19 protein-coding genes are annotated in these 22,092 nt (G+C 69.8%); 6 read left to right on the top strand and 13 right to left on the bottom strand.

The genetic code is table 11. The features are described 5' to 3' along the window. The 9 genes from mraY to ACIBH2_RS22070 all read right to left on the bottom strand — a co-directional run bounded on the left by mraY (position 1) and on the right by ACIBH2_RS22070 (position 10,639). On the bottom strand, positions 1–1,074 hold the full coding sequence (gene mraY, locus ACIBH2_RS22110; RefSeq protein WP_397120194.1) for a phospho-N-acetylmuramoyl-pentapeptide-transferase: 1,074 nt from the start codon (positions 1,072–1,074) through the stop codon (positions 1–3). Further along, complete coding sequence (gene murF, locus ACIBH2_RS22105) at positions 1,071–2,555, bottom strand: UDP-N-acetylmuramoyl-tripeptide--D-alanyl-D-alanine ligase (protein ID WP_397120192.1); 1,485 nt, start codon at positions 2,553–2,555, stop codon at positions 1,071–1,073. Before murF ends, mraY begins: the two co-directional genes overlap by 4 nt. Beyond that, a complete protein-coding gene (locus ACIBH2_RS22100; protein ID WP_397120190.1) occupies positions 2,552–4,261 on the bottom strand; it encodes a UDP-N-acetylmuramoyl-L-alanyl-D-glutamate--2,6-diaminopimelate ligase in 1,710 nt (569 codons plus the stop codon). The genes murF and ACIBH2_RS22100 overlap by 4 nt, the downstream gene beginning before the upstream one ends. 153 nt (positions 4,262–4,414) lie before the next feature. Next, a complete protein-coding gene (locus ACIBH2_RS22095; RefSeq protein ID WP_397120188.1) occupies positions 4,415–6,202 on the bottom strand; it encodes a peptidoglycan D,D-transpeptidase FtsI family protein in 1,788 nt (595 codons plus the stop codon). Positions 6,203–6,683: 481 nt separating this feature from the next. Continuing rightward, entirely contained in the window at positions 6,684–7,556 is an 873-nt protein-coding gene (locus tag ACIBH2_RS22090; RefSeq protein ID WP_397120186.1) for a hypothetical protein, read from the bottom strand. A 49-nt stretch (positions 7,557–7,605) separates the two neighbouring features. Beyond that, positions 7,606–8,586, bottom strand: coding sequence for a 16S rRNA (cytosine(1402)-N(4))-methyltransferase RsmH (gene rsmH, locus ACIBH2_RS22085; protein WP_397120184.1), 981 nt, complete (start codon positions 8,584–8,586; stop codon positions 7,606–7,608). A gap of 209 nt (positions 8,587–8,795) precedes the next feature. Continuing rightward, a complete protein-coding gene (gene mraZ / locus ACIBH2_RS22080) occupies positions 8,796–9,227 on the bottom strand; it encodes a division/cell wall cluster transcriptional repressor MraZ (RefSeq protein WP_397120182.1) in 432 nt (143 codons plus the stop codon). Between the two features lie 422 nt (positions 9,228–9,649). Next, positions 9,650–10,072: a DUF3040 domain-containing protein gene (locus ACIBH2_RS22075; RefSeq protein WP_397120180.1), complete on the bottom strand. Its 423-nt coding sequence runs from the start codon at positions 10,070–10,072 to the stop codon at positions 9,650–9,652. A 126-nt stretch (positions 10,073–10,198) separates the two neighbouring features. Next, positions 10,199–10,639 (bottom strand): SAV_6107 family HEPN domain-containing protein, encoded by a 441-nt coding sequence (locus ACIBH2_RS22070; protein WP_397120178.1) that lies wholly within the window; start codon positions 10,637–10,639, stop codon positions 10,199–10,201. 181 nt (positions 10,640–10,820) lie between these two features. On the opposite strand from ACIBH2_RS22070, the gene ACIBH2_RS22065 reads away from it, so the two are divergent. The 5 genes from ACIBH2_RS22065 (at position 10,821) to ACIBH2_RS22045 (ending at position 16,557) form a co-directional block, all read left to right on the top strand. Continuing rightward, a complete protein-coding gene (locus ACIBH2_RS22065) occupies positions 10,821–11,426 on the top strand; it encodes a GNAT family N-acetyltransferase (protein ID WP_397120176.1) in 606 nt (201 codons plus the stop codon). A gap of 388 nt (positions 11,427–11,814) precedes the next feature. Continuing rightward, a complete protein-coding gene (locus ACIBH2_RS22060) occupies positions 11,815–13,404 on the top strand; it encodes a phytoene desaturase family protein (RefSeq protein WP_397120174.1) in 1,590 nt (529 codons plus the stop codon). A gap of 331 nt (positions 13,405–13,735) precedes the next feature. Next, complete coding sequence (locus tag ACIBH2_RS22055) at positions 13,736–14,593, top strand: carotenoid biosynthesis protein (RefSeq protein WP_397120967.1); 858 nt, start codon at positions 13,736–13,738, stop codon at positions 14,591–14,593. Positions 14,594–14,638: 45 nt separating this feature from the next. Beyond that, positions 14,639–15,385 (top strand): LppM family (lipo)protein, encoded by a 747-nt coding sequence (locus tag ACIBH2_RS22050; RefSeq protein WP_397120965.1) that lies wholly within the window; start codon positions 14,639–14,641, stop codon positions 15,383–15,385. After that, positions 15,382–16,557, top strand: coding sequence for a glycosyltransferase (locus tag ACIBH2_RS22045; protein WP_397120172.1), 1,176 nt, complete (start codon positions 15,382–15,384; stop codon positions 16,555–16,557). Before ACIBH2_RS22050 ends, ACIBH2_RS22045 begins: the two co-directional genes overlap by 4 nt. 6 nt (positions 16,558–16,563) lie before the next feature. Here ACIBH2_RS22045 and ACIBH2_RS22040 read toward each other — a convergent pair whose 3' ends face one another. From ACIBH2_RS22040 to ACIBH2_RS22025, 4 genes are all read right to left on the bottom strand, one after another. Then, the gene (locus ACIBH2_RS22040) at positions 16,564–17,481 is read right to left on the bottom strand and encodes a hypothetical protein (RefSeq protein WP_397120170.1); all 918 of its coding nucleotides are present in this window, start codon (positions 17,479–17,481) and stop codon (positions 16,564–16,566) included. Continuing rightward, positions 17,474–18,046 (bottom strand): hypothetical protein, encoded by a 573-nt coding sequence (locus ACIBH2_RS22035; RefSeq protein ID WP_397120168.1) that lies wholly within the window; start codon positions 18,044–18,046, stop codon positions 17,474–17,476. The genes ACIBH2_RS22040 and ACIBH2_RS22035 overlap by 8 nt, the downstream gene beginning before the upstream one ends. Positions 18,047–18,183: 137 nt before the next feature. Beyond that, a complete protein-coding gene (locus tag ACIBH2_RS22030; RefSeq protein WP_397120166.1) occupies positions 18,184–19,083 on the bottom strand; it encodes a hypothetical protein in 900 nt (299 codons plus the stop codon). Positions 19,084–19,161: 78 nt separating this feature from the next. Beyond that, entirely contained in the window at positions 19,162–20,160 is a 999-nt protein-coding gene (locus ACIBH2_RS22025) for a methylenetetrahydrofolate reductase (protein WP_397120164.1), read from the bottom strand. Between the two features lie 789 nt (positions 20,161–20,949). On the opposite strand from ACIBH2_RS22025, the gene ACIBH2_RS22020 reads away from it, so the two are divergent. Beyond that, positions 20,950–22,071: a polyprenyl synthetase family protein gene (locus tag ACIBH2_RS22020; protein WP_397120162.1), complete on the top strand. Its 1,122-nt coding sequence runs from the start codon at positions 20,950–20,952 to the stop codon at positions 22,069–22,071. Positions 22,072–22,092: the final 21 nt, after the last annotated feature.

Raw genomic sequence — 22,092 nt, 5'->3', positions numbered from 1 at the left:
CTACCCGACCGACAAGTACTCGCTGTAGAACAGACCCAGCCCGACCGCGGACGCCATACCGGCGAGCATCCAGAATCGGATGATCACCGTCGTCTCGGCCCAGCCACTCAGTTCGAAATGGTGATGGAACGGCGCCATCTTGAACAACCTGTTGCGGGTCGTCCGGAAGACCGCCACCTGGAGCACCACCGAGGCCGCCTCGGCCACGAACAGCGCGCCGATGACGATCATGAGCAGTTCGGTGTGCGTGGTGATGGACAGGCCCGCGAGCAGACCACCCAGCGCCAGCGAACCGGTATCGCCCATGAAGATCTTGGCGGGGGCCGCGTTCCACCACAGGAATCCGATACACGCCGCGCCACCGGCGGCGCAGACCAGCGCCAGGTCCAGCGGATCGCGCACGTTGTAGCACCCGGCCTCCGGGTAGTCGACGCAGGCATTGCGCCACTGCCAGAAGGTGATGATCATGTACGCGCCGAGCACCAGGCTCATGGATCCGGCGGCCAGGCCGTCGAGGCCGTCGGTCAGGTTCACGGCGTTCGACCAGGCCACCACCACGAGGCAGACGAAGGCCAGGAAGATGGCCACGCTCATGGACACCGTGGTGATGTCGCGAACGTAGGACAGGTGCTTGCTGGCGGGGGTGAGCCCGGCGTCGTTGCGGAATTTCAGCGCCAGCACACCGAAGATGGCGGCCGAGGAGAGCTGCCCGATGTACTTGCCCGCCGCGGTGAGGCCCAGATTGCGCTGCTTGCGAATCTTGATGAAGTCGTCGAGGAAGCCGACGCCGCCCAGCGCGGTGGCCAGACCCAGCACCAGCAAACCGGAGGCCGACGGTCCGGGCTGGCCGTAGCTCATGCCGATGAGGTGGGTGCCGAGATATCCGGCCCACATACCGGCGAGGATGGCGACGCCGCCCATGGTGGGGGTGCCGCGCTTGGCCTTGTGGCTCTCCGGGCCGTCGACCCGAATCTCCTGTCCGAAGCCCTGTTTGGCGAACATGGAGATGAGCACGGGGGTGAGCAGAATCGAGACGGCGAGCGCGATGGCCGCCGAGAAGAGAATCTGAGTCATCGGGTGGCCTCCTGCGCGGCGGTCAAGTGCTCGGCGACGGCCCAGAGTCCGACGGACTTGGACGCCTTCACCAGCACCACGTCACCGGGGGCCAGTTCCTGGTCGAGCAGGTCGATGGCGGCGGCGATATCGGGCACGTGGATGGCCTCCTCGCCCCAGGAGCCCTCCTGTACCGCGCCCTGGAACATGGCGCGCACCGGGCGGCCCGCGCCGACGACGATGAACTGGTCCACGTCCAGGCGCACCGCCAGGCGGCCGATCTTGTCGTGTTCGAGCACGGATTCCTCGCCCAGTTCCCCCATTTCGCCGAGCACCGCCCAGCTGCGGCGCGGGGTGTCGGCGGATTTGGCCATGGTGACGAGGGCCTTGAGGGCGGCGCGCACCGAATCCGGATTGGCGTTGAAGGAGTCGTTGATGACCGTGACGCCGTCGGCCCGGGTGCGCACATCCATGCGGCGCGCGGACGCGGCGCGGGCGGCGGAGAGGGATTCGGCGACGGACTTCAGCTCCGCGCCGCACTCCAGGGCGACCGCGGCGGCGGCCAGCGCATTGCCGACCTGGTGTTCGCCGTGCACGGACAGCGCGACCTCGGCGGTCTCCTCGCCGCGGCGCAGGGTGAAGCGGGCGCGGGCCTGCTCGTCGAGGGAGATATCGGTGGCGCGCACGTCCGCGCCGGAGCCCAGGCCGACCTGGACCACCCGCGCCGAGGTGCGCGCGGCCATGGCCGCGACGAGGTGGTCGTCGGCATTGAGCACCGCGAGCCCGGTGGCCGGAAGTGCCTCCACCAGTTCGCCCTTGGCCTGCGCGATGGCCGCGCGGCTGCCGAATTCGCCGAGGTGCGCGACGCCGACATTGAGGACCACGGCGATGCTGGGCGGGGCCACCTCGGTGAGGGCGCGAATGTGGCCGACCCCGCGCGCGCCGAATTCCAGGACCAGGAAACGGGTTTCGGCATTGGCGCGCAGCGCGGTCCAGGGGTGGCCGAGTTCGTTGTTGAACGAACCGGGCGGGGCCACAACGGGTCCCAGCGGGGCGAGGACGGCGGCGAGCAGATCCTTGGTGGAGGTCTTGCCGGAGGAGCCGGTCACGCCGATGACGGTGAGACCACCCGCGGCGACCAGTCGTTCCACGCTGGCGCGGGCCAGTGCGGCGAGCGCGTCGAGGACGGCGGCGCCGGAGCCGTCGGTGTCGGCGGCCAGGGCGACGGCGCGGCTGGGGGCGCTGGGGCGGGGTGTGACCACAATGGCGGGCACACCGACCGGTCGGGCCGCGAGCACCGCCACCGCACCGGCGGCGACGGCTTGCTCGGCGTAGTCGTGGCCGTCCACCTGCGCGCCCGGCAGCGCCAGGAACAGATCGCCCGATCCGATGCGGCGCGAATCGAATTCGACCGCGCCGGTCACGGTCACCTCCGGGTCGGGACAGTCGTGCAGCGTGCCGCCCACGACCTCCGCGATCTCCCGCAGTGTCATCTCGATCATGAAACCGTCAGGTCCTTCGTCTTCTCCGAGAGGGCCGCCGCGAGCACCTCGCGGTCGTCGAACGGATACTTCACACCCGAAATCTCCTGCCCTGTCTCATGTCCCTTGCCCGCCACCAGCACCACGTCGCCGGGGCGCGCCCAGTCGACGGCGGCGGCGATGGCGGCCGCTCGATCTCCCACTTCTCGCACCTCGCCGCGCTCGTCGTCGGGCACGGTCTCGGCACCCGCGCGGACGGCGGCGCGAATGGCGGCCGGATCCTCGGTGCGCGGGTTGTCGTCGGTGATGATCAGCAGATCCGCGCCGCGCGCCCCGGCCTCGCCCATGAGCGGGCGCTTCCCGGCATCGCGGTCCCCGCCCGCGCCCACCACCACGGCCAGGCGGCCACCGCCCTGTTCGGCGAGATGTCCACGCAGCGTGGCGATGACGGACTCGACGGCGGCGGGCTTGTGCGCGTAGTCCACCACGGCGAGGAAGTCCTGGCCGCGTTCCACCCGCTGCATGCGGCCGGGCACGTCGACCTCGGCGAGCGCGGCGGCGGCCACGGCGGCGTCGACCCCGGCGGCCTGGCAGACGGCGACGGCGAGCAGGCCGTTGGCGATGTTGTAGCTGCCCGGAAGGCGCAGGCGCACAGGGACGCTCACGTCCAGGCCGGAGGCGGTGAACGACTGCGTGCCGCCCGCGCCGACGGCCGAGGCGCTGGCCAGCCAGTCGGCGTCGATATCCGGGCGGGTGGCGATGGTGATCAGGGTGTCGGAGGCGGCGGGGCTCGATGCGCCAGCGGCGGAAGAGCTTTCGCGCGCGGCACGGATCTCCTCGGCCAGGCGGCGGCCCCACTGGTCGTCCACGCACACCACGGCCGTGCGGGCGGTCACCGCGGGGCGGTCGGCCGCGGCGACGAACAGGCGCCGCTTGGCGGCGAAGTAGTCCTCGAAGTCGGAGTGGAAGTCCAGGTGGTCCTGGGAGAGATTGGTGAACGCGCCGACGTCGAAGCGCACGCCGTCCACGCGGCCCAGGGCCAGCGCGTGGCTGGAGACCTCCATGACGACGGCCCCGACGCCCTGTTCGACCATGAGCGCGTACATGGCGTGCAGCTGCGGGGCCTCGGGGGTGGTCAGCGCGCTGGGCACGCGACGGCCGCCGATGCGGGTCTCGATGGTGCCGATCAGCGCGGTGCGCAATCCGGCGGCGGCCAGTCCGGCCTCCACCAGGTAGGCGGTGGTGGTCTTGCCCGAGGTGCCGGTGATGCCGACGATGCGCAGTCGCTCGGAGGGATTTCCGTAGAGGGCAGAGGACAATTCGCCCAAAACGGCACGGGGGTTCTCCCGCACCAGGACCGGAACGTCCACCGCGCCGATGAGTTCCGCGCCCGCCGCGTCGGTCAGCACCGCGACCGCGCCGCGCGCGATGGCGTCGTGGGCGAAGCGCGCACCGTGCGCCTGTGCCCCGGCCAGACCCGCGAAGAGGTCACCCGGCCGAACCGCGTTCGAGCGCTGCTCGATTCCGGTGACGACCACGTCGTCGAGAACGGCGGTATCGGCGGTCTCCGCCGCGGCGCGGGGCGCGAGCCGCGCGCCCGTGAGCTCGGCCACCGTGCGCAGGGGGGTCGTCGGTGGTGCGGCGGGCCGAAGCACCTGCGGCTCTGCCGAACTTCCGCTACGCGGATGCTGCGCGGGCACGAAGCTCCTCTCCGATTCGGTGGTCATGGTTGTGTCGGTGGTGTGAAACGGTGCTGCTGGTTCGGATCGACGAGTCAGGTTACCCGTGTGGTTTCGACGTGCGATCGGCACGGCGTGGTTCGGTCACCCGTCGGTCCTCGAGTGGTGTTCTCGGGCCTGGACACGCATGAGTTTCCAGCCCTATTGCGCCTGCAGGATCAGCGGTGCGGCCGGTGGCGACGGTGGCACGCGGTCGCGTTGCAGCGCCCAGGAGGCGATGGAGTGGAACAGCGGCGCGGCCGACTGTCCGCCGGTGCCGTCGGAGCTGCGCTGCGGCGCGTCGAGCATCAGGCCGATCACATAGCGCGGATTGTCGGCGGGGGCCATACCGGCGAAGGTGATCCAGTAGCGGTCGGTGGAGTAGCAGCGGCACGCGGGGTCGATCTGCTGTGCGGTACCGGTCTTCCCGGCCACCTGGTAGCCGTCGATGGCGGCGGGCGCGCCGGTGCCGTTCTGGATGCCGCGCGGGTCCTTCTGCACCACGGCCTGGAACATGCCGCGCAGCGTGGCGGCGGTCTGCGCGCTCACCACGCGGACGCCCTCGGGCTGCTCTTCGTCGGTGCGGGTGCCGTCGGGGGCGACCTTGGCCTTGACTATGCGCGGCGGAACACGCACGCCGTCATTGGCGATGGCCTGGTACATACCGGTCATTTGCAGCGTCGTCATCGAAAGGCCCTGGCCGATGGGCAGATTGGCGAAGGTGGAGCCGGACCACTGGTCGCGCGAGGGCACCACGCCACCGGATTCGCCGGGTAGGCCGACGCCGGTGCGCTGGCCGAGGCCGAACTTCATGAGCATGTCGTAGAAGCGGTCCTCGCCGACGCGCTGCGCCAGCATGAGGGTGCCCACATTCGAGGACTTCCCGAAGATGCCGGTGGTGGTGAACGGCGTGGTGCCGTGCGCCCAGGCGTCGTTGACGGTGACGCCGCCCATGAAGATATTGCCGGGCACCTGCAGCACCTCGTCGGGCGTGGTGAGGCCGTACTCGATGGCGGCGGCCGCGGTGACGATCTTGTTCACCGAACCGGGTTCGTAGACCTCCTGGACCGAGGGATTGCCCAGGTCGGAGGAGTTCCAATACTGCGATCCCAGTGCGGGATTGAAGGTGGAGTCGTTGGCCATGGCCAGTACCTGGCCGGTATGCGCGTCGAGCACCACCGCCGAGGCGGCCTGCGCCTTGGACAGCTCCTTGGCCTGCTGCACCTGCTGCTGCACGTAGTACTGCAGGTCGGAGTCGATGGTGAGTTCGACGCCGTTGCCGTTCACGGCGGGCTGATTGTCGCGCCAACTGCCCGGGATGACCGCGCCGTCGGAGCCGCGGTCGTAGGTGTGCGAGCCGTCGGTTCCGGCGAGGGTGGAGTCCAGGGCGGTCTCCAGGCCGATCTGGCCGTGGCCGTCCCAGCCGGTCACGCCGATCACATTGGCGGCCAGCGAACCACCGGGATATTCGCGCATATCCTTGCGCTCGGCCCCGACTTCCGGGAACTTCTCGTTGATATCGGTCGCCGTGCGCGGGTCCACATTGCGCACCAGATAGACGAACGGTTCGTCGCTGCGCAGTTTGGTCAGCACGTCCTGTTCCGGCGCGGCGGTGCCGAGTTTCTCGTGAATGAACTTGGCGATCGCCTGTAGTCGCTGATCCGGTTCCGGTTTGGTGGAATCCTTCTCGCGGGCGTCGGCCAATTCCTTGCGCACCCGCACCGGCTGGAAGGTCAGATTCTTGGCGGCGATGGTGAAGGCCAGGGATTTCCCGTTGCGGTCCAGAATCGGCCCGCGGGTGGCCAGATCCTGCTGCACCCAGGTGCGCTGTTGCGCGGCCTCCGCCGACAGCCGAGGCGCGGCGATACTTTGAATCCACAGCAATTGCAGGGCGGCGACGAGCAGCGCCACCAGCATGACAATGCGCCCCACACCGAACCGGAACCGCATGGAGGCGTCCAGCCCCGGTGCGGGCCTGCGTCTGGGGGCCTTGCGCGGGCGCGGTGGCGCGGACGCGCTCCGGCCGCTGCCCGACCGGTTCACGGCCTGGGTGCGACCGCCCGAATTCCCGCGCCCCGCACCGGATTCCCCGCGTCCGCTACCGAAACGGCCGCGGCCCCGCCCACCTTCGGCGCGGCCGCGGCCGGAATCACGGCCTCGTGTCATCCCTGAGGGGCTCACTCGGAAACCCCGTCCCCGGCTGTCAGCGCGGTGGCCGTGTGGGCGGGCGTCGCGGCGTGCGTGCGGGTGGGGATCCGACCCGTAGTGGGCAGCGGCGTCGCGGTCCGCTCGGTCAACACGGCGTGCGGGCGGGCGGGAGCTCCGCTCGCCGCGGCACCGCCTGCGGGGGCAGACCGCGTGGTGGCTGGGGTCGGCAGCACCGATACCGTTCGAATACGCGGCGCGGGAGAGGCTTTCGCGGGAGTCGGCGTCACTCCGGCACCCCCGGCATGACGGGGGCGGGGGTGGCCTGGACCGGCTGCGGGGCGACGGGAGCGGCCGGATTCGGCTCCGGCTGGGTCACCGGTGCGGGGGCTGGATCCGCCGGGGCGGGCTGCTGGGCGGCCGGATCCTGGACCGGGGCAACCGGATACGGCTGCGGGGTGGTCGCCTGCTGCGGCGCGGCGGGTTGTGGTGCGGGCGCGGTGGTTTGGGGCGCCGCCAGTACGGCCGGGTTCTGGTTGGCGGGAGCCTGATTGGCCGGAGGCTGGGGCGCGTTCGGGGTGGTCGTCACCGGGACGACGCGTTCACCTTGGGCCTGAACCAGTTTCGGCGGGGTCGCGCCCGGAGCGGGCGGCGTGGTGTTGAGCGGCGGCGCGGGCGAACCCTGGGCGGGCGCGGGCGTGCCGACCACGGTCACGGAGCCGTCGGGGGCGATCACCAGGCGCGCGGGGTCGCGGGCCGGGATCATGCCGAGTTCGCGGGCGCGGGCGGCGAGTTCGGGCGCGGAGTCCGCGGCCTCGACCTGACGTTGCAGGGCGGCGCGCTCATCGGAGAGTTGGGTGTTCACGGCGCGGGCATCACCGAGCTGGTAGCTGTCCTCGGCGGCGCGGGTGGTGAGCAGGAGGGTGAGGGCCAGGCCGCAGCCGAGCAGGGCGATAATGCTGGCCACGAAGGGAATTCGGCCCGCCAGCACCGGCTCGCCGCCCCGGGGCAGCGTCGGCGATCCCGCCCGGTCCTGTTCGCGATTGCGGCGCTTGGCGTAGGCCCGTTGCGCCGCACCGGATTTCACACGATCAGCGGCCTGCACCCGACGGGCGGGGCGATCCTCCCGGCGTTGCAGTCTGCCCTGCGTCATGGTCATAGAACCACCCCACCGCCGTCTGCGCCCGCGCGCGGTCGTCGACTCCGGGTCATACCGTCTCCTCCCCTGCGATACGTTCGGCCGCCCGCATACGCACCGGCGCGGCCCGGGGGTTCTCCTCGATCTCCTGATCGGTCGCCTTCTCGGCGCCGCGGGTGAGGATCTTGAATTCCGGTCCCATACCCGGCAATTCGACAGGCAGGTCCAATGGCGTGCGCGAGGCGGAGCGCTTGGCGAGCTCGGCCTTGACCACCTTGTCCTCGAGGGACTGGTAGCTCATCACCACGATCCGGCCGCCGGGGGCGAGTGCGTCCAGGGCGGCGGGCAGGGCCGCCTCCAGCGATTCCAGTTCCCGGTTCACCTCCACCCGCAGCGCCTGGAAGGTGCGCTTGGCGGGGTGGCCGCCGGTGCGGCGGGCGGCGGCGGGAATGGTGGCGTAGAGCAGCTCCACCAGTTCGGCGCTGGTGCTGAAGGGTTTCTGCTGGCGGCGGCGCAGCACCTCGGAGGCGATCTTGCCCGCGAACCGTTCGTCGCCGTAGTTCTTCAGCACCCGGGCCAGGTCGCCGTGGCTGTAGGTGTTGAGCACATCGGCGGCGGTGATACCGGTGGTGGGGTCCATGCGCATATCCAGCGGGGCATCCACCGAATAGGCGAAACCGCGATCGGCCTCGTCCAACTGCATGGACGACACGCCGAGGTCCATGAGAATCGCGCTCACCGAACCGGTGGCGGGCAGTCCGGCCTCCTCGAGGGCGGCGGCGATCCCGTCATACCTGGTGTGCACCAGGGTGATTCGATCGGCGAAAGGGCTCAGCCGCTCACCCGCCAACTTCAGGGCATTGGTATCGCGGTCGAGGCCGACGAGCCGGATGTTCGGGTAGGTCCGCAGGAAGTACTCGGCGTGGCCGCCGAGGCCGAGGGTGCAGTCGAGGTAGACGGCGCCCTCGGAATGCAGTGCGGGACCGAGGATTTCATCGGCGCGATGGAGGAGAACCGGAACGTGGCGGGGACCGTCAGTGTTTCGGTGCACCTCGACCTCCCGGATTCCTGCCTCACGTTCGTTCGCACGGCCACACGGGTCGCTTGCGATGGGACTTCACGCTGAGATGTTCAGGGCGTGATTTCAGCGTCGGGGGCCAATGCCCCGTGGTCTCTGACCGAAGCACCGCACCTGGCGTTGGGGAAGTACGTCAGGGTCGGCGTCGGGCAGAGGCCGCAGGGCACTCGCCTCGCTGCGGGCTAGAAGATTCCGCCCAGCGACTCGTCTCTGGCCTGCGAGTAGTCCTCCTCGTGCTCGGCGAGGTAGGAATCCCACGCCGCCTTGTCCCAAATTTCGAGGAAGTCGACCGAGCCGATCACCACGCAATCCTTGGTCAGGTTCGCGTAGCGGCGGTGTTCGGCCGACAACATGATCCGGCCCTGTCCGTCCGGGCGCTGTTCATCCGTGGATGCCGCGAGTGCGCGAACGAAAGCCCTTGCCTGCGGGTTGCTTCGGGACGCGGCCGCGGCTCGCCGCGCGAGCGCGGTGAACTCTTCCTTGGGATACACGGCAAGGCTGTGATCTTGGCTCTTCGTGACCATCAACCCTCCCGCCAGCTCGTCGCGAAATTTCGCAGGCAACGTCAGTCGCCCCTTGTCGTCCAGTCGAGGGGTATAGGTACCGAGAAACAACTCCCGACACCTCCTACTGGATCACCCCTCAGCTGTTCGGCCTCCTGTAGTGCGCGCTCCACATTACCCCACTTTCCCCCACTTTCAATCGAAAGCGGCGGTGATCTCGGTCCCCGCTTGGCGAACTTCGCAGGTCACACCAGCTATCACCGAGGTGGGGAACTTTCGCCGCAGTTCCCCCGACACGCGCGACGCACGGTGTCGACCACCCGACAACCATCAGCAAACCCGCAGATAGCACGCATATCCGACGGCGGTGGGGGTAGGTGGGGAACGCCCGTGGGGCAGTGTGGGGAAGGGTGGAATCAAGGGTGGGGGAACCGCGACACGCCTAAGACACGCCGCAGCGCCACACCCGTAAATCGGTGTGGCGCTGCGGCGTGTCGCGCTTGATCGATTGACTCGCCGAGGCGAGTCGTGCGTCAGTTACCTTCTTCGAACCGACGCCGGAAGCGATCCTCCATACGGGCGGAGAATCCGCCCTGCTTCTTCTGTCGGCCTCGTCCACTACTGGGCGTCCCGCCGGAGGCGGGATGCGCGTCGGTGCCGCCGTTCTGGGCGCCCAGCTTGGGGCCACCCATCAGCAACAGCACACCGGCGCCGAACATCACGATGAATCCGATCAGGCTGATGATCGGGAAATCCCCGAGCTTGATCGGGGCGGCAATGCCCGCGACGAGTAGGAACAGGCCGAGGACGAAAAGAGCCGCTGATTGAAGTCTGCGTCGTCCGGTCGCCGAGCGTAGCCGCCCGCCTCGAACCGTTGATGCGAACTTGGGATCCTCAGCATAGAGAGCGCTCTCGATCTGTTCGAGCATGCGCTGCTCGTGCTCGGAGAGTGGCACGGTACCTCCCCCGGCACTAGGTAGTGGCGGTCGCTTCCGGGATAGCGACAGATAGCCGACGTTGGCGGCTGTCTGACACCAATGATACGAGTTCGATCAGAGAGCGACCACCTACTCGGCCGATGTTCAGGCGAGCATTCCCGCAATCCATCCCCCGGGGGGCCGAACTTTGGTCGCCGCGGCGAGCAGATCCTCCACATCGTGCAGGAATGCGCCTACCCGAGAAGCGAACTCGGCGGCCCGGGTGTCGTCGACCTCGCGCGGCAATCCGGCCTCCAGGGCGGCGCGGGTCTCGGACTGGGCGCGGAAGTAGTCCGACCACATGATGAATTCGGGCGCGGCGCGCTGCATGAGATCCCAGGCGTTGCGCGAACGCGCCCGCGGGGCCTGGTCGGCTCCGGTCAGGGCGAGCACCGCGCCCGCGCCGCGCAGGGCGGCCAGATACGCGGTGCGGAATCGCTCGGTCGGATCCTTCTCCCCCGCCGCCTGCATGAGCAGCCCGTCGGCGCGCTTCAACAGTTCGCCCGCCCGGCCGGGCTGGCCCGGACGTTCAGTTTTCCCGGTCATCGGGTACCTCCCCACTCGCATACCCTGATCCACCAGGCACTTCGCTCATCGTCGGACTCGTGAAAGTCACCATCGAAGATCGAACAGGTATTCGAAGGATTCAATTAGGTTTGAATATAGAGACAGCCACCGACAAGTTCCGCCCGGAACCCAGCGCTCACGGAAGCCGCGTCTGCCCTACATGACCGCCGTTACCCCGAAACCCACGCCCGTCGTCGTCGACCTGTCGGCGGCCACCATGCGCGCCCGGTTGCACGACGCCCTGTCGGTATATGTCGCGGCCATGGACTATCCGCCGGGTACCGAACACCATCGCGCGCCCATGTGGACCGAGCACACCACGCGGCCCGGATGGCAGGCCGTCGCGGCGCTGCTGCCCGATGACGACGGACGGGTGGATGTGCGCAAGGCCCCTGTCCTGGCCATCGCGTACGGCTATCGCGGCGCGCCGCACCAGTGGTGGCATCAGCAGGTCTACACCGGCATGCGACGGACCGGTTGGCCCGAATACGCGGCCCGCGATCTGCTTTCGGACTACTTCGAACTCACCGAACTGCACGTCCACCCGGCCGCCCAGGGCCGCGGCATCGGGGCGACGCTGCTGAACCGCCTGCTGGCGAACCGACCGGAACGCATGGTGTTGCTGTCCACCCCCGAGGTGGACGAGGAGGCCAACCGCGCGTGGCGGCTCTACCGCCGCGAGGGATTCGGCGATATCGTCCGCCACTTCGTGTTCTCCGGGGATACCCGCCGTTTCGCGGTCCTCGGTCGGCAGCTGCCGTTGTGAGCGTGGCCTTTTCGGGCGCGGGGTCGGTGTCCCAGTTGCGCACGGCGGCGTACATGGGCGAGGCGTATTCGGAAGGCACGGCGGTCTCGATGGGCGCGGCACGCTCGGATGTCGGAGCCGACGTAGGCGATACAGCCCACCCGAACAATGCGGCGCGCTGTCACGATCCGGAGCAGTTCGACGCGACGGCATTTCACGACTGCGGGGTGCGTGGTCTCGTGAACCGACGGCTCCTTCCTGGATCGGCTCGGATCGGGTCGCGTGAATTCGATGGGCGAGTACGAGGAGCCGGGCGGACGCGCGGGACGGCTGTGCTCGCGGGTTCCTCCGACGCGTGGTCGATCGGTCGGTTCGCTTGTTGCACCGTGGGGCGCGGAAGGGCGTGGATGTGAGCGTTGTCGTTGTGGGGTCCGGGCACAACGCGCTGGTCGCGGCCTGCTATCTGGCTCGGGACGGGCATGCGGTGGAGGTGCTCGAGCGGGACACCGTGATCGGCGGGGCGGTGTCGACCGTGGAGCGGTTTCCCGGGCATCAGGTGGACAGGGGGTCGTCGGCGCACATCATGGTGCGGCATACCGGGATCATCGAGGCTCTGGAGCTCGAGCGGTTCGGGTTGCGGTATATCGATTGCAATCCTTGGGGTTTCGCGCCAGCGCCGCCGGGGAGTGACGAGCCGCCGATCGTTTTTCAACGGGATGTCGAGCGGACCTGCGCGTCGATCGCCGAGGCTTGTGGGGAGCGGGACGCGCAGGCGTATCGGCGGTTCGTGCGGGTGTGGGGGCCGCGCGCGGCGCGGGTGATGCGGTCGTTCTCCGGCGCGCCCACGGGTGGGCAGTTGCTGCGGTCGTTCTGGGGGCTGGACGCGCGCGAGGCGGCGGGGGCCACGGGGCGCGGCGATGGCGGGGCGCTGTCGCGGGAGTTCCTGCAGACCGGGGACGCGTTGCTGGACAGTCTCTTCGACAGTGAGCGGTTGAAGGCGGCGCTGGCGTGGTTCGGCGCGCAGTCCGGGCCGCCCATGTCGGAGCCCGGGACCGCGCCGATGGTGGGGTTCGCGGCGCTCATGCACACGCTGCCGCCCGGTCGCGCGGTCGGCGGGAGCGGCGCATTGACCCAGGCGTTGGCGGCGCGGTTGCGCGCCGACGGCGGCGTGGTCAGCACCGGTGACGCGGTCACCGCGCTGGCCCGCGACGGGAAAGGGTGGCGGGTGCGGACCGAGAGCGGCCGAAACCTGCACGCCGACACCGTGATCGCGGGATCGCATATCCTCACCACCCTGGATCTGTTGGCGGCGGGCGGATTCGACGCCGCGCCGCTGGCGCAGTGGCGACGCCGCATTCGCGTCGGCCCCGGCATCGGCATGGTGGTGCGCGCCGCAACCAGCGCCCTCCCCCGCTACCCCGGGGCCGACACCACCGAATCCGCCCACGGCCTGCAACTTCTCGCCACCGACCGCCGCCACCTGCGCCGCGCGCACGGTGCCGCCCTGGCCGGAGACCTGCCCCCGCGCCCCGTGGTGCTGGCCATGAGCTTCAGCGCCCTCGACCCGAGCATCGCGCCCACCGGACAGCATCAGCTCTCCCTCTGGGCGCAGTGGCACCCCTACGCCCTCGCTGACGGCAGTGACTGGAGCGCACACGCCGATCGCGAAGCCGACCGCATCATCGCCGAAGTCGACAGCCACGCACCGGGTTTCGCCGACACCATCCTCACCCGCCACGTCCAGACCCCCGCCGACCTGGAGCGCGAAATGGGCCTGCGCGGCGGCAATGTCATGCACGTGGAAATGTCCCTCGACCAGATGTTCCTGTGGCGACCACTCCCCGAACTCTCCGGCCAACGCGTCCCCGGCGCACCCGGCCTGTACCTGACCGGCGCCTCCACCCACCCGGGCGGCGGCGTATCCGGCGCGAGCGGCCGCACCGTGGCACGGCTGATCCAGCGCGACCTGCGCCCGCGCCTGCGGTTCCTCCGCCGATGAAGGCCGCGAGATTCGACACGATCACCATCCCGGGTCGCGAACTCCTGGCCTCGGCGTTCCCGACGGCCGAACTGTGCGCGGCCGCGCGCCAGTTGTCGGCGCGCACGCGGTGGCTGACATCGATCCGGCCGCCAACGCGGTGGGTGCAACCACCAGCCCACCGCGGTCAGGCGAAATCAAGCCGTCGCGACGTGGCGGAGGCAGTTGTGGAGTGGCGTCACAGCGCCAGGGCGACAACCTCGTCGGCAATTGCGAGGCGGCCAGTCCGCCGGGGCAGCGCGCGCCCGACGGCGCGGTGGGGCTCCGTCGTCAGGGTCGCGCGGTGAGGCGGGTGCGGGCCGTCGCGACGTGGTGGCCGGTCGGCGGGGTGCCCGCTGTGCTGTGGGTGGGTGCGCAGATTCTGTATCCGCTCACGGACGGGGCGGCGCGGGATCGGGTGACCGTGGCGGTTGTGTTGTTGTCGGCGGGAACGGCTTTGGTTCACGCGGCGCTGACTCGTGGAGTCCGGTGGGCGCTGGGGTTGCTGGTGATTGTCTCGGGGGCCGGGCTCGTGGCGGAGGTGGTGGGCACCGCGACGGGCTTTCCGTTCGGCTGCTACGACTACGCCAGTGGGCGGATCGGGCCGGAGATCGCGGGTGTGCCGCTCATCGTGGCGTTGGCGTGGACCGGCGGTGTGTATCCGATCTGGATCGTCTGCGGGACGTTGTATTCCCGTGTGTCGGTGCGGGTTTCGATGACCGCGCTCGGGGCCGTCGGATGGGATCTGTACCTCGATCCGCAGATGGTGGCGGACGGGCAGTGGACGTGGTGTTCGCGCTGGCCCGGGTTACCTGGGTTGCCGGGCATTCCGGTCACCAACTACCTCGGGTGGCTCGGGGTGGCAGTGGTGATGGGCGGGTTGCTGGCCGTGTGGGAGCGGACCGGCCGCACACCGTCGGCCGTGGCCGCGCCGGGCGTCGGCGTCACCGGAGCGGCTGAGCAGCGCGTGTCGGTGGGGCGCGATCTCGTGCCGGTGGCTGTTTTCCTGTGGACGTGGCTGGGTTCGGCGCTGGCGCACGCGGTGTTCTTGGGGTTGCCGGTGTCGGCTGGGTATGGGTTGGTGGGCATGGGGGTGGTGGGGATACCGCTGGTGTGGGCGTTGTCCGCCCGTCGAATCACGCTGGGGACCTCGGGTCATGGCACGATGTGAGCCGTGCAGCCGAGTCCGAATATCGCCAATGCCGCCGACCCGCTCGTGACCGCGCCCTCGCCGCGGCGTCCGCGCAGAGGTGTACGCGTATGGGCCGTATTGGTATTGGCGGCGCTGATCGTGCCGCTGCTCGCGGGCTGTCTGCGGGTGCAGGCCTCCATGGGTGTGTCCTCGAACGATCGCGTGTCGGGGCGGATTGTCGCCGCCGCCGTACCGCAGGCCGACGGGGACAAGGGGCCGCAGCTCAAAGCCCCGGAACCGCTCAGCGGCAAGGTGCGGGTGGAGTCCTACTCCCAGGACGGCTATGTCGGCAGCCAGGTCTACTTCGAGGATCTGACCTTCGGTGAGGTGCAGCAGTTGAGCGCCCTCTCCGACCAGACCCAGGGCATGTTCAACCTCGCCTTCAAACGCGTCGGCGACCTGGTCACCCTCACCGGCAGCGTGGATCTCAAATCCCTGCCGCCGCACGGCTCCGACGTGCAGTTCACCGTCGCCTTCCCGGCCCGCGTCGGCACCACCAACGGCACCCGCGAGGGCGATTCCATGGTCACCTGGAAGCTGCCCGCCGGAGAGTCCTCCACCCTGCGCGCGGAAGTCGGCTACGCCGACCCGAATACCCGCTCCTTCGCCGGATGGGCCGGAATCGTCGGCGGCCTCACCCTGGCGGTCGCCGTCGTCGTGGCGGTACTGGCCTACATGAACCGCAATCCGGACGCACCGGAGTACGTTCGCGCGGCCCGCTGGATCCGCCCGGACCGCAGCCACAGCGGGCACCGGCCGACCGGCGAGTGAGCGAGGGTTCGCTCGGCCGAATCGTGTTGGCCGCGAGCACGATCGCGGGTCTCAACGCGGGGATCGCGCTGGTGAATCGCGTGAGTATGCGGCGGTTGCGGGCGGGAGCGTCGGTGATCGAACCGGTCACCGTCTGCGTTCCGGCCCGTGACGAGGCCGACCGGCTGCCCGCGCTGATCGCGGATCTGCGTGCGCAGGTGGGGATTCCGCGGTTGCGGGTGTTCGTTCTCGACGACGCGTCGACCGACGGCACCTACGAGGCGGCCGCCGCCGCGATCGGCGCGGACGAGCGATTCACGCTGGTGCGCAACGATATCGAGCCTTCAGCCGGATGGACCGGCAAGACAGCGGCCTGTGCACGGCTCGCCGAACTCGCCGACCGATCGGCCATCTCCGACCTCGGTCCCCACCCCGGCGCGCTGGTATTCCTCGACGCCGATGTGCGCCTGGCTCCCGACGCGCTCGCCGCCGCCATCACCGAATTGCGCCGAAGCCGAGCCGCATTGGTGTGCCCGTGGCCGCGGCAGCGCGCCGACTCCCCCGCCGAACACCTGGTCCAACCGCTGCTGGCGTGGTCGTGGGCGGCCACCCTGCCAGTAGCCCTCGCCAACCGCAGCCTGCGCCCCTCGACAGCGGTGGCGTGCGGCCAGTTCCTCGTCTTCGACGCCGCCGCCTACCGATCCATCGGCGGGCATGCGGCGGTCGCGGCGGAAATCACCGAGGATCTGGCGATAGCGCGCGCTCTCCGACATGCGGGAGAGCGCACCACCCTCACAGCCGCCGGTCCCCACGCGTCCACCCGGATGTATTGCGGTGCAGAAGAACTCGATGCTGGGTACACGCGGTGGTTGTGGTCCGCCTACGGTGGTCCGGCGGGCAGCGCGGCGGTCGCGGGCACGGCTGTCCTCGCCTACTGGGTGCCGCCGCTCGCGGCACTCCTCGGCCGAAACCGCCTGCGCCGTATCGGTTTACTCGGGTACGCGGCGGCTGTGACCTCCCGGTTGCTGGCCCGCTCGACAGAATCCCGCCGCCTGACAACCGCCGATATCGTTGCGTCCTTGGCACATCCACTGTCGATCGCCGCGTATCTGCGTCTGACGCTGCGCTCTCATCGCGCGGTCGAGGCAGGCCGGTTGACCTGGAAGAATCGACCGTTGCCAGCTGCTAGGTAGGACGGTTCAGCAGCTGACCGCCGTAGGCACCGTTCTCGTGAATTCCAGCCGAACCGCACCGTATCCGCTGCGCGGCAACACCATTGCGCGACCCTGCGAGTAGGTCCAGGTGCGCGGAACCAGCACGAAATTCGCGCTGGTGGTGAGGACCAGTACGAGGCCGTCGTAGCGGTAGCGGTACGCCGACCCCGGATCGGCGCACACGGAGCGGACGACGCCCGGCGCGGTCAGATCCAGGGCCTTCTCGGTGAAGAGGGTCAGGCCAGCGGCTCTCGGCAGCGACTGCTCGAAGAGCATCGCACGCCCCTTCCCCACGGCCAGGGAGTAGGAGGTCGCGCCCCAGAAGAAGGTCCCCGCGACCAGGACGAGCACCAGCCCCCACTCGAGCGGTGCGGTCGCGGGCCCCTCCGTGCCCGTCGCCGCCGCGAGTCGCTGCCGTCGCTGCTTCACCACACTCCACAGCAGCAGCAACCCGGCGATCAGACAGGCCGGTCCGACACCGACCGGTCGGTTGAGCGGTGTCTCGAATCGCAACTGCGACAGCCCGTTGAGCAGCAGCAGCCCGCCCACAATGGCGAGGACGACGGGTAACCACCGTGGCGCTGGGCGGGTGCGCAGCCGGTCGGGCAGCGCCAAGCGCCACCATCGGACAGCGAGAGCCACTGCGGCGATTGTCGCGATGGGGACGAAAAGCCCGTCCGCACTGCGCATTACGTACTCCGTGGTACTGAATCCCAGGGAGGTGGAGTCCACGCCGAGGTAGAGGCAGAAGCCGCGGGCGTGAAAGTAGCCCCAGTAGTAGAGCAGTCCGGCCAACAGTGTCGCCGGTGCGACGAACTGCGCTATGAGCTGCGCCACCTGCGACACCTCGGCGAGCGACGAATGCCGTTGCGCGCCTTGGCCGGTGGGCTCCGTGTCAGCCATCGGACCCGGTGGTCACGGGTGGTCGTGTCGTCGTGGGCGGGCGTGTTCCCGTGGGCGGTTTCGTCGGCGACACCGGTTTCGTCGACTCCGGCGTGGACGGCTCCGTGGTCTCCGATTCACACAGTCTGCCGTAGACGGTTACCTTGCCGCCCACCACGACGAAAGCGCTCTCCGGCGTACCGGGCAGCGGCGGATCGGTGCGGGTGTACATCACGATCGGACCGTCGGGATAGGTCACCGAATTGCACTGTGGCGCATCACTTTCCTTGTCGGTGGCCTTGACCACGGCGACGCAGTCCGCAGCGAGTCCACGTGCCGCGCACTTGGTCGCCACCTGGGTTTCGATTCCCTCGAAGGCGTCATCGAGGGATTGGCCCTGGTACAGCTCGGCTCCCAGTTCGATCTCCGGCAGGCCCTTCGCTCCCCCACCGCCCTCGCCTTCCTCCCCGGGATTGCCGACGGCCGGACCGGCCGGGCTGTCACCGGGAGGTGGGGCAGCGGTATCGCACCCCGCGAGCACCGCCAGGGCGGCGGCAATGGCCACAATCAGTGTCGGTCCGCGCATTCGAGCTCCCCGAACAGCACCTCGAACGTCGAGGTCGTGGAAGCCTATTGTTCAGCAACCGGAGCGTCGGCGCACGAGAATTCCCAGGCGACAGCGCGGCCGGGCACGGTTGGGCCGCAAGGTCATCCGGCGCTGCTTCAGGGCACCTCGGTGATACCTACGGTCGGCAGGAAGACGCAGGAGGCCGCGCCATTGCGGACCACGCCGAAGACGGCGGCCAGGACGGTGCCGGAGCCGGTGTTCACCGGGACGGCGCGGACGCCGCCGCGCGGCAGGGTGGAGGCGAAGAACTCGGTGACGGCCTGCTCCACCAGCGGGCGGAGTTCGGCGGGAACCTGCGGAGGGACCATGGCGCGCAGCACTTGGGCGAGCGAACCCATCGGGGTGAGGCCGAAGCGGCCGGTCTCGACATTGAGCCAGGCGACCTGCATGCCGGAGGTGTCGGCGCTGTCGGCACCGAGACCGTAGGGGACGAAGGCGAACATGGTCTGGCCCGCCTTCACCGCGGTGAGGTCGAGGCCGGGGATGTCCATGGCGAAGCGCGGCCAGGGGCCGGGGATGGCTCCCGCGAGGGCGGGGGCGAGGCCGAGGGTGGTGGAGTTCAGGCAGAACGGGGCGGCGGTGGGATAGAGGAAGGGTTCGACGCCCAAGGCTCGCAAGCCATCTACCGAGTCGCCGTAGGCATTGAGCCAGTCGCCGGGCGCGGCGGTCTCCATGGCTGTCGTGATGGCGGCGGCGGTGGCATCCAGGGTGGAATCGCCTTGCGCGCCAGGTCTTTCGGCACCGGCGACGGGTCGCGTGGCGCGGGCGATGGCCCCGGCCAGGTCGTCGACCGAGGTGCCGCCGTAGGTCCGGTCGGCACTGTCGACCGCGACTCGACCATTGGAGATGCTCTCGAGGGCGACCCGGCCGCCGGTCTCCACGGCGGCTCGACCGTCGGGAAGGTTCTCCACCGGGGCGGCGGCCGCCGGGCCCGCGAGCAGGGCGCAGACGCCGCAGGCGCCTGCGATACGGACGAGATTCTGAAACACGGGCATGCCTGTCTCCTCCGAGTCGCGGTCGGATCGGACGCTACTCCCGTGACCAGCGCATTCCGGGGATTTGCCCCGGTGTGGTCAGGCGCGGACCGGAGCCGGGGAGACCGTGTACCCGAGATTCGCCAGCACCTCGCCGGTGGCCTTGGCGAAATTCAGGGTGATGAAGTGCAGGCACGGCGCACCCTCGTCGATGAGGCGCTGCGCCATTTCGGTGGCGATCTCGATACCGGCGGCGCGCACCGCCTCGCGATTCTCCTCCGGGCCGGTGCCCGCGGCCTTGCGCAGGCGTTCCATCACCTTCTCCGGCAGCGGACGGCCGGAGAGCTCCTCGGCGCGCTGCACCGTGCGCAGCGAGGTGATGGGCATGAGCTCGGGAATGATCGGCTTCGCGCCGTCCACCGGGTCGGCGGCCAAGGCGCGGTCGCGCAGGCGCAGGTAGTGCTCGACGTCGAAGAACATCTGGGTGATCGAATACTCCGCTCCCGCACGCAGTTTCGCCACCAGGAAGCGGGTGTCCTCGTCGAGGTCGCGCGAGCGCGGATGGCCCTGCGGGAACGAGGCGACACCCACGTGGAAATCGCCCAGATCGCGCACCATCCGCACCAGTTCGTCGGCGTACTCGACACCCTCGGGATGCTTGACCCACTCGCCCAGGGGATCGCCCGGCGGGTCACCGCGCAGGACGAGCAGATTCCGGATCCCGCAATCGGCGTACGCGCCGACGATGGAGCGCAATTCGGCGACGCTGTGGTCCACGGCGGTCAGATGCGCCACCGTGAGCAGCGTGGTCTCGCGCGCCAGCTGCCCGGTCACCCGAATGGTGCGATCGCGCGTGGACCCGCCCGCCCCGTAGGTCATGGACACGAATGCCGGATGCATCCGCTCGAACTCCCGCGCGGCCCGCCACAACCGCGCCTCACCGGCGGCATCACGCGGCGGATTGAACTCCACCGAGAACGGAATGGACCCGTCCGGCCGAGGTCCCAGCTGCTGCACAACGGAGGGAGTTCCGGAAACCTGCAGCGTGCGGGAAACTCGGCCTGGGGTCGAAGATCCCCGTACGTTGTCGAAACTCACCGATCCAGTGTAGGGGTCCCAAACCCCCCACTCGACCGCCACCCAACCTCCCGCACCCCCTCCGACCGGCGGCGGGACCCCCGAACAGCCCCCCGAACACCCCATTTCCCGCAGAAACGGGGGAATTACCCACCCCCGAAAAGTCCTCGAGATCACGCCCAGAAACCCCCGAAGCCCCACGCCCCCACCCCTCCCGCCCGCCGGTCTCCATGATCACCAGGTACTGGTGGCGGCAAAGGCCGAGTGCGCCCCTCCACCAGTACCTGGTCGATGCCGCACCCCGGCGCGGGTAACGCGCGCGCCAAGGGGCGCGAGCCGAGGCACCCGCCCGAGCACTCCCACCACCAGTGCGCCGACGCCGCGCACCCACCACGAGGGGGAACTGGTGGCGCTGCCCTCTCACACTTTGCCGCCGCGACGAATCGTCCGGATCGCGTACCGCTCCATGTGATGCCTTTCGCGCTGCACGTGCGATTCGCCGGAGGTGATCGGGCTTCGCGTGCATGGCTAGAGGTTTGTCGCGAGCGGAGTAAGGAGCTCGCCTCTCCCTCGCGGCAGGGTAAGGACCACGCCTTACCGTTGCGGCGCGAGCGGGTGAGGGACACGCGCTTGCGGGGTCGGGGCCGCAGGGAACGGTGTGGGGTTCCTACCCCTACCGACGGGGGCGGGTGGGTGGGGTGCTGAGTACAGTCGAGCGCGTAGTGCTGTGCGGCCAACCCCTGGTCGCGGCCGCGTCGAATTACTTCCGCCAGCGCGGCATCCGAGTTGTTGCTATCGAGGAGGTTTCCCGTGTCCGCCGGACCCGGTACGCCGACCCGTCACCCGGCCGCGCCCGTGGTGGGTGCGGGGTCGCTGGTCGATGCCGTCGAGCAGCGACTGGCCGACTTCTTCGTGGGGCGTCGGGCCCTGGTGGAACCGCTCGGGCCGGTGTTCGTGGACGCGGCGCGGGCGTTGGAGGAGTTCGTTTTGCGCGGGGGGAAGCGGACTCGGCCCGCCTTCGCGTGGACCGGATGGTTGGGGGCCGGTGGGGATCCGGCGGACCCGGCGGCGGATGCGGTGCTCAGTGCCTGCGCGGCACTGGAATTGGTGCAGGCGTGCGCGCTCATCCACGACGACATCATCGACTCCTCGCGGACTCGGCGCGGCTTCCCGACCGTGCACGTGGACTACGAGCAGCGGCATCGGGGCGGCGGATGGGCCGGGGACGCAGGACATTACGGGGCCAGCGTCGCTATTCTCATCGGAGATCTGGCGCTGGCGTGGGCCGACGACATGACCCGGGAGGCGGGGCTCGACGCCGCCGCGCAGATCCGTTTCGCACCGGTGTGGGCGGCCATGCGCACCGAGGTGCTGGGCGGACAGCTCCTCGACATCCACGGTGAGGCGGGCGGTGACGAATCGGTGGCGGCCGCGCTGCGCATCAACCGGTACAAGACCGCCGCCTACACCATCGAGCGACCGCTGCACCTGGGCGCCGCGCTCGCCGACGCGGACGCGGAACTCGTTGCGGCGTATAGGGAATTCGGCACCGATATCGGCATCGCCTTCCAGCTGCGCGACGATCTGCTCGGCGTCTTCGGCGATCCGGCGATCACCGGCAAACCCTCCGGCGACGATCTGCGCGAGGGCAAGCGCACCGTTCTGGTCGCCGAGGCGCTGCAACGCGCCGACGAGACCGATCCGGCGGCGGCCCTGCTCCTGCGCGACAGCCTCGGCGCGGACCTCGACGCCGACCAGGTGACCCGATTGCGCACCGTCATCACCGAACTCGGCGCGGTGGACGCGGTGGAGCGACGCATCGGCGATCTCACCGACCGTGGCCTCACCGCGCTCGCGGGCAGCACCGCCACCGACGAGGCCAAGGCGCAGCTGCGGAAGATGGCCCAGGCCGCCACCGCCCGCGCGTATTGAGACCGGTCTCGGCGACATCGA

Source organism: Nocardia sp. NPDC050406 (assembly GCF_044459025.1).
GTDB lineage: Bacteria > Actinomycetota > Actinomycetes > Mycobacteriales > Mycobacteriaceae > Nocardia.
This window is presented reverse-complemented; position numbering and strand designations above follow the sequence as displayed.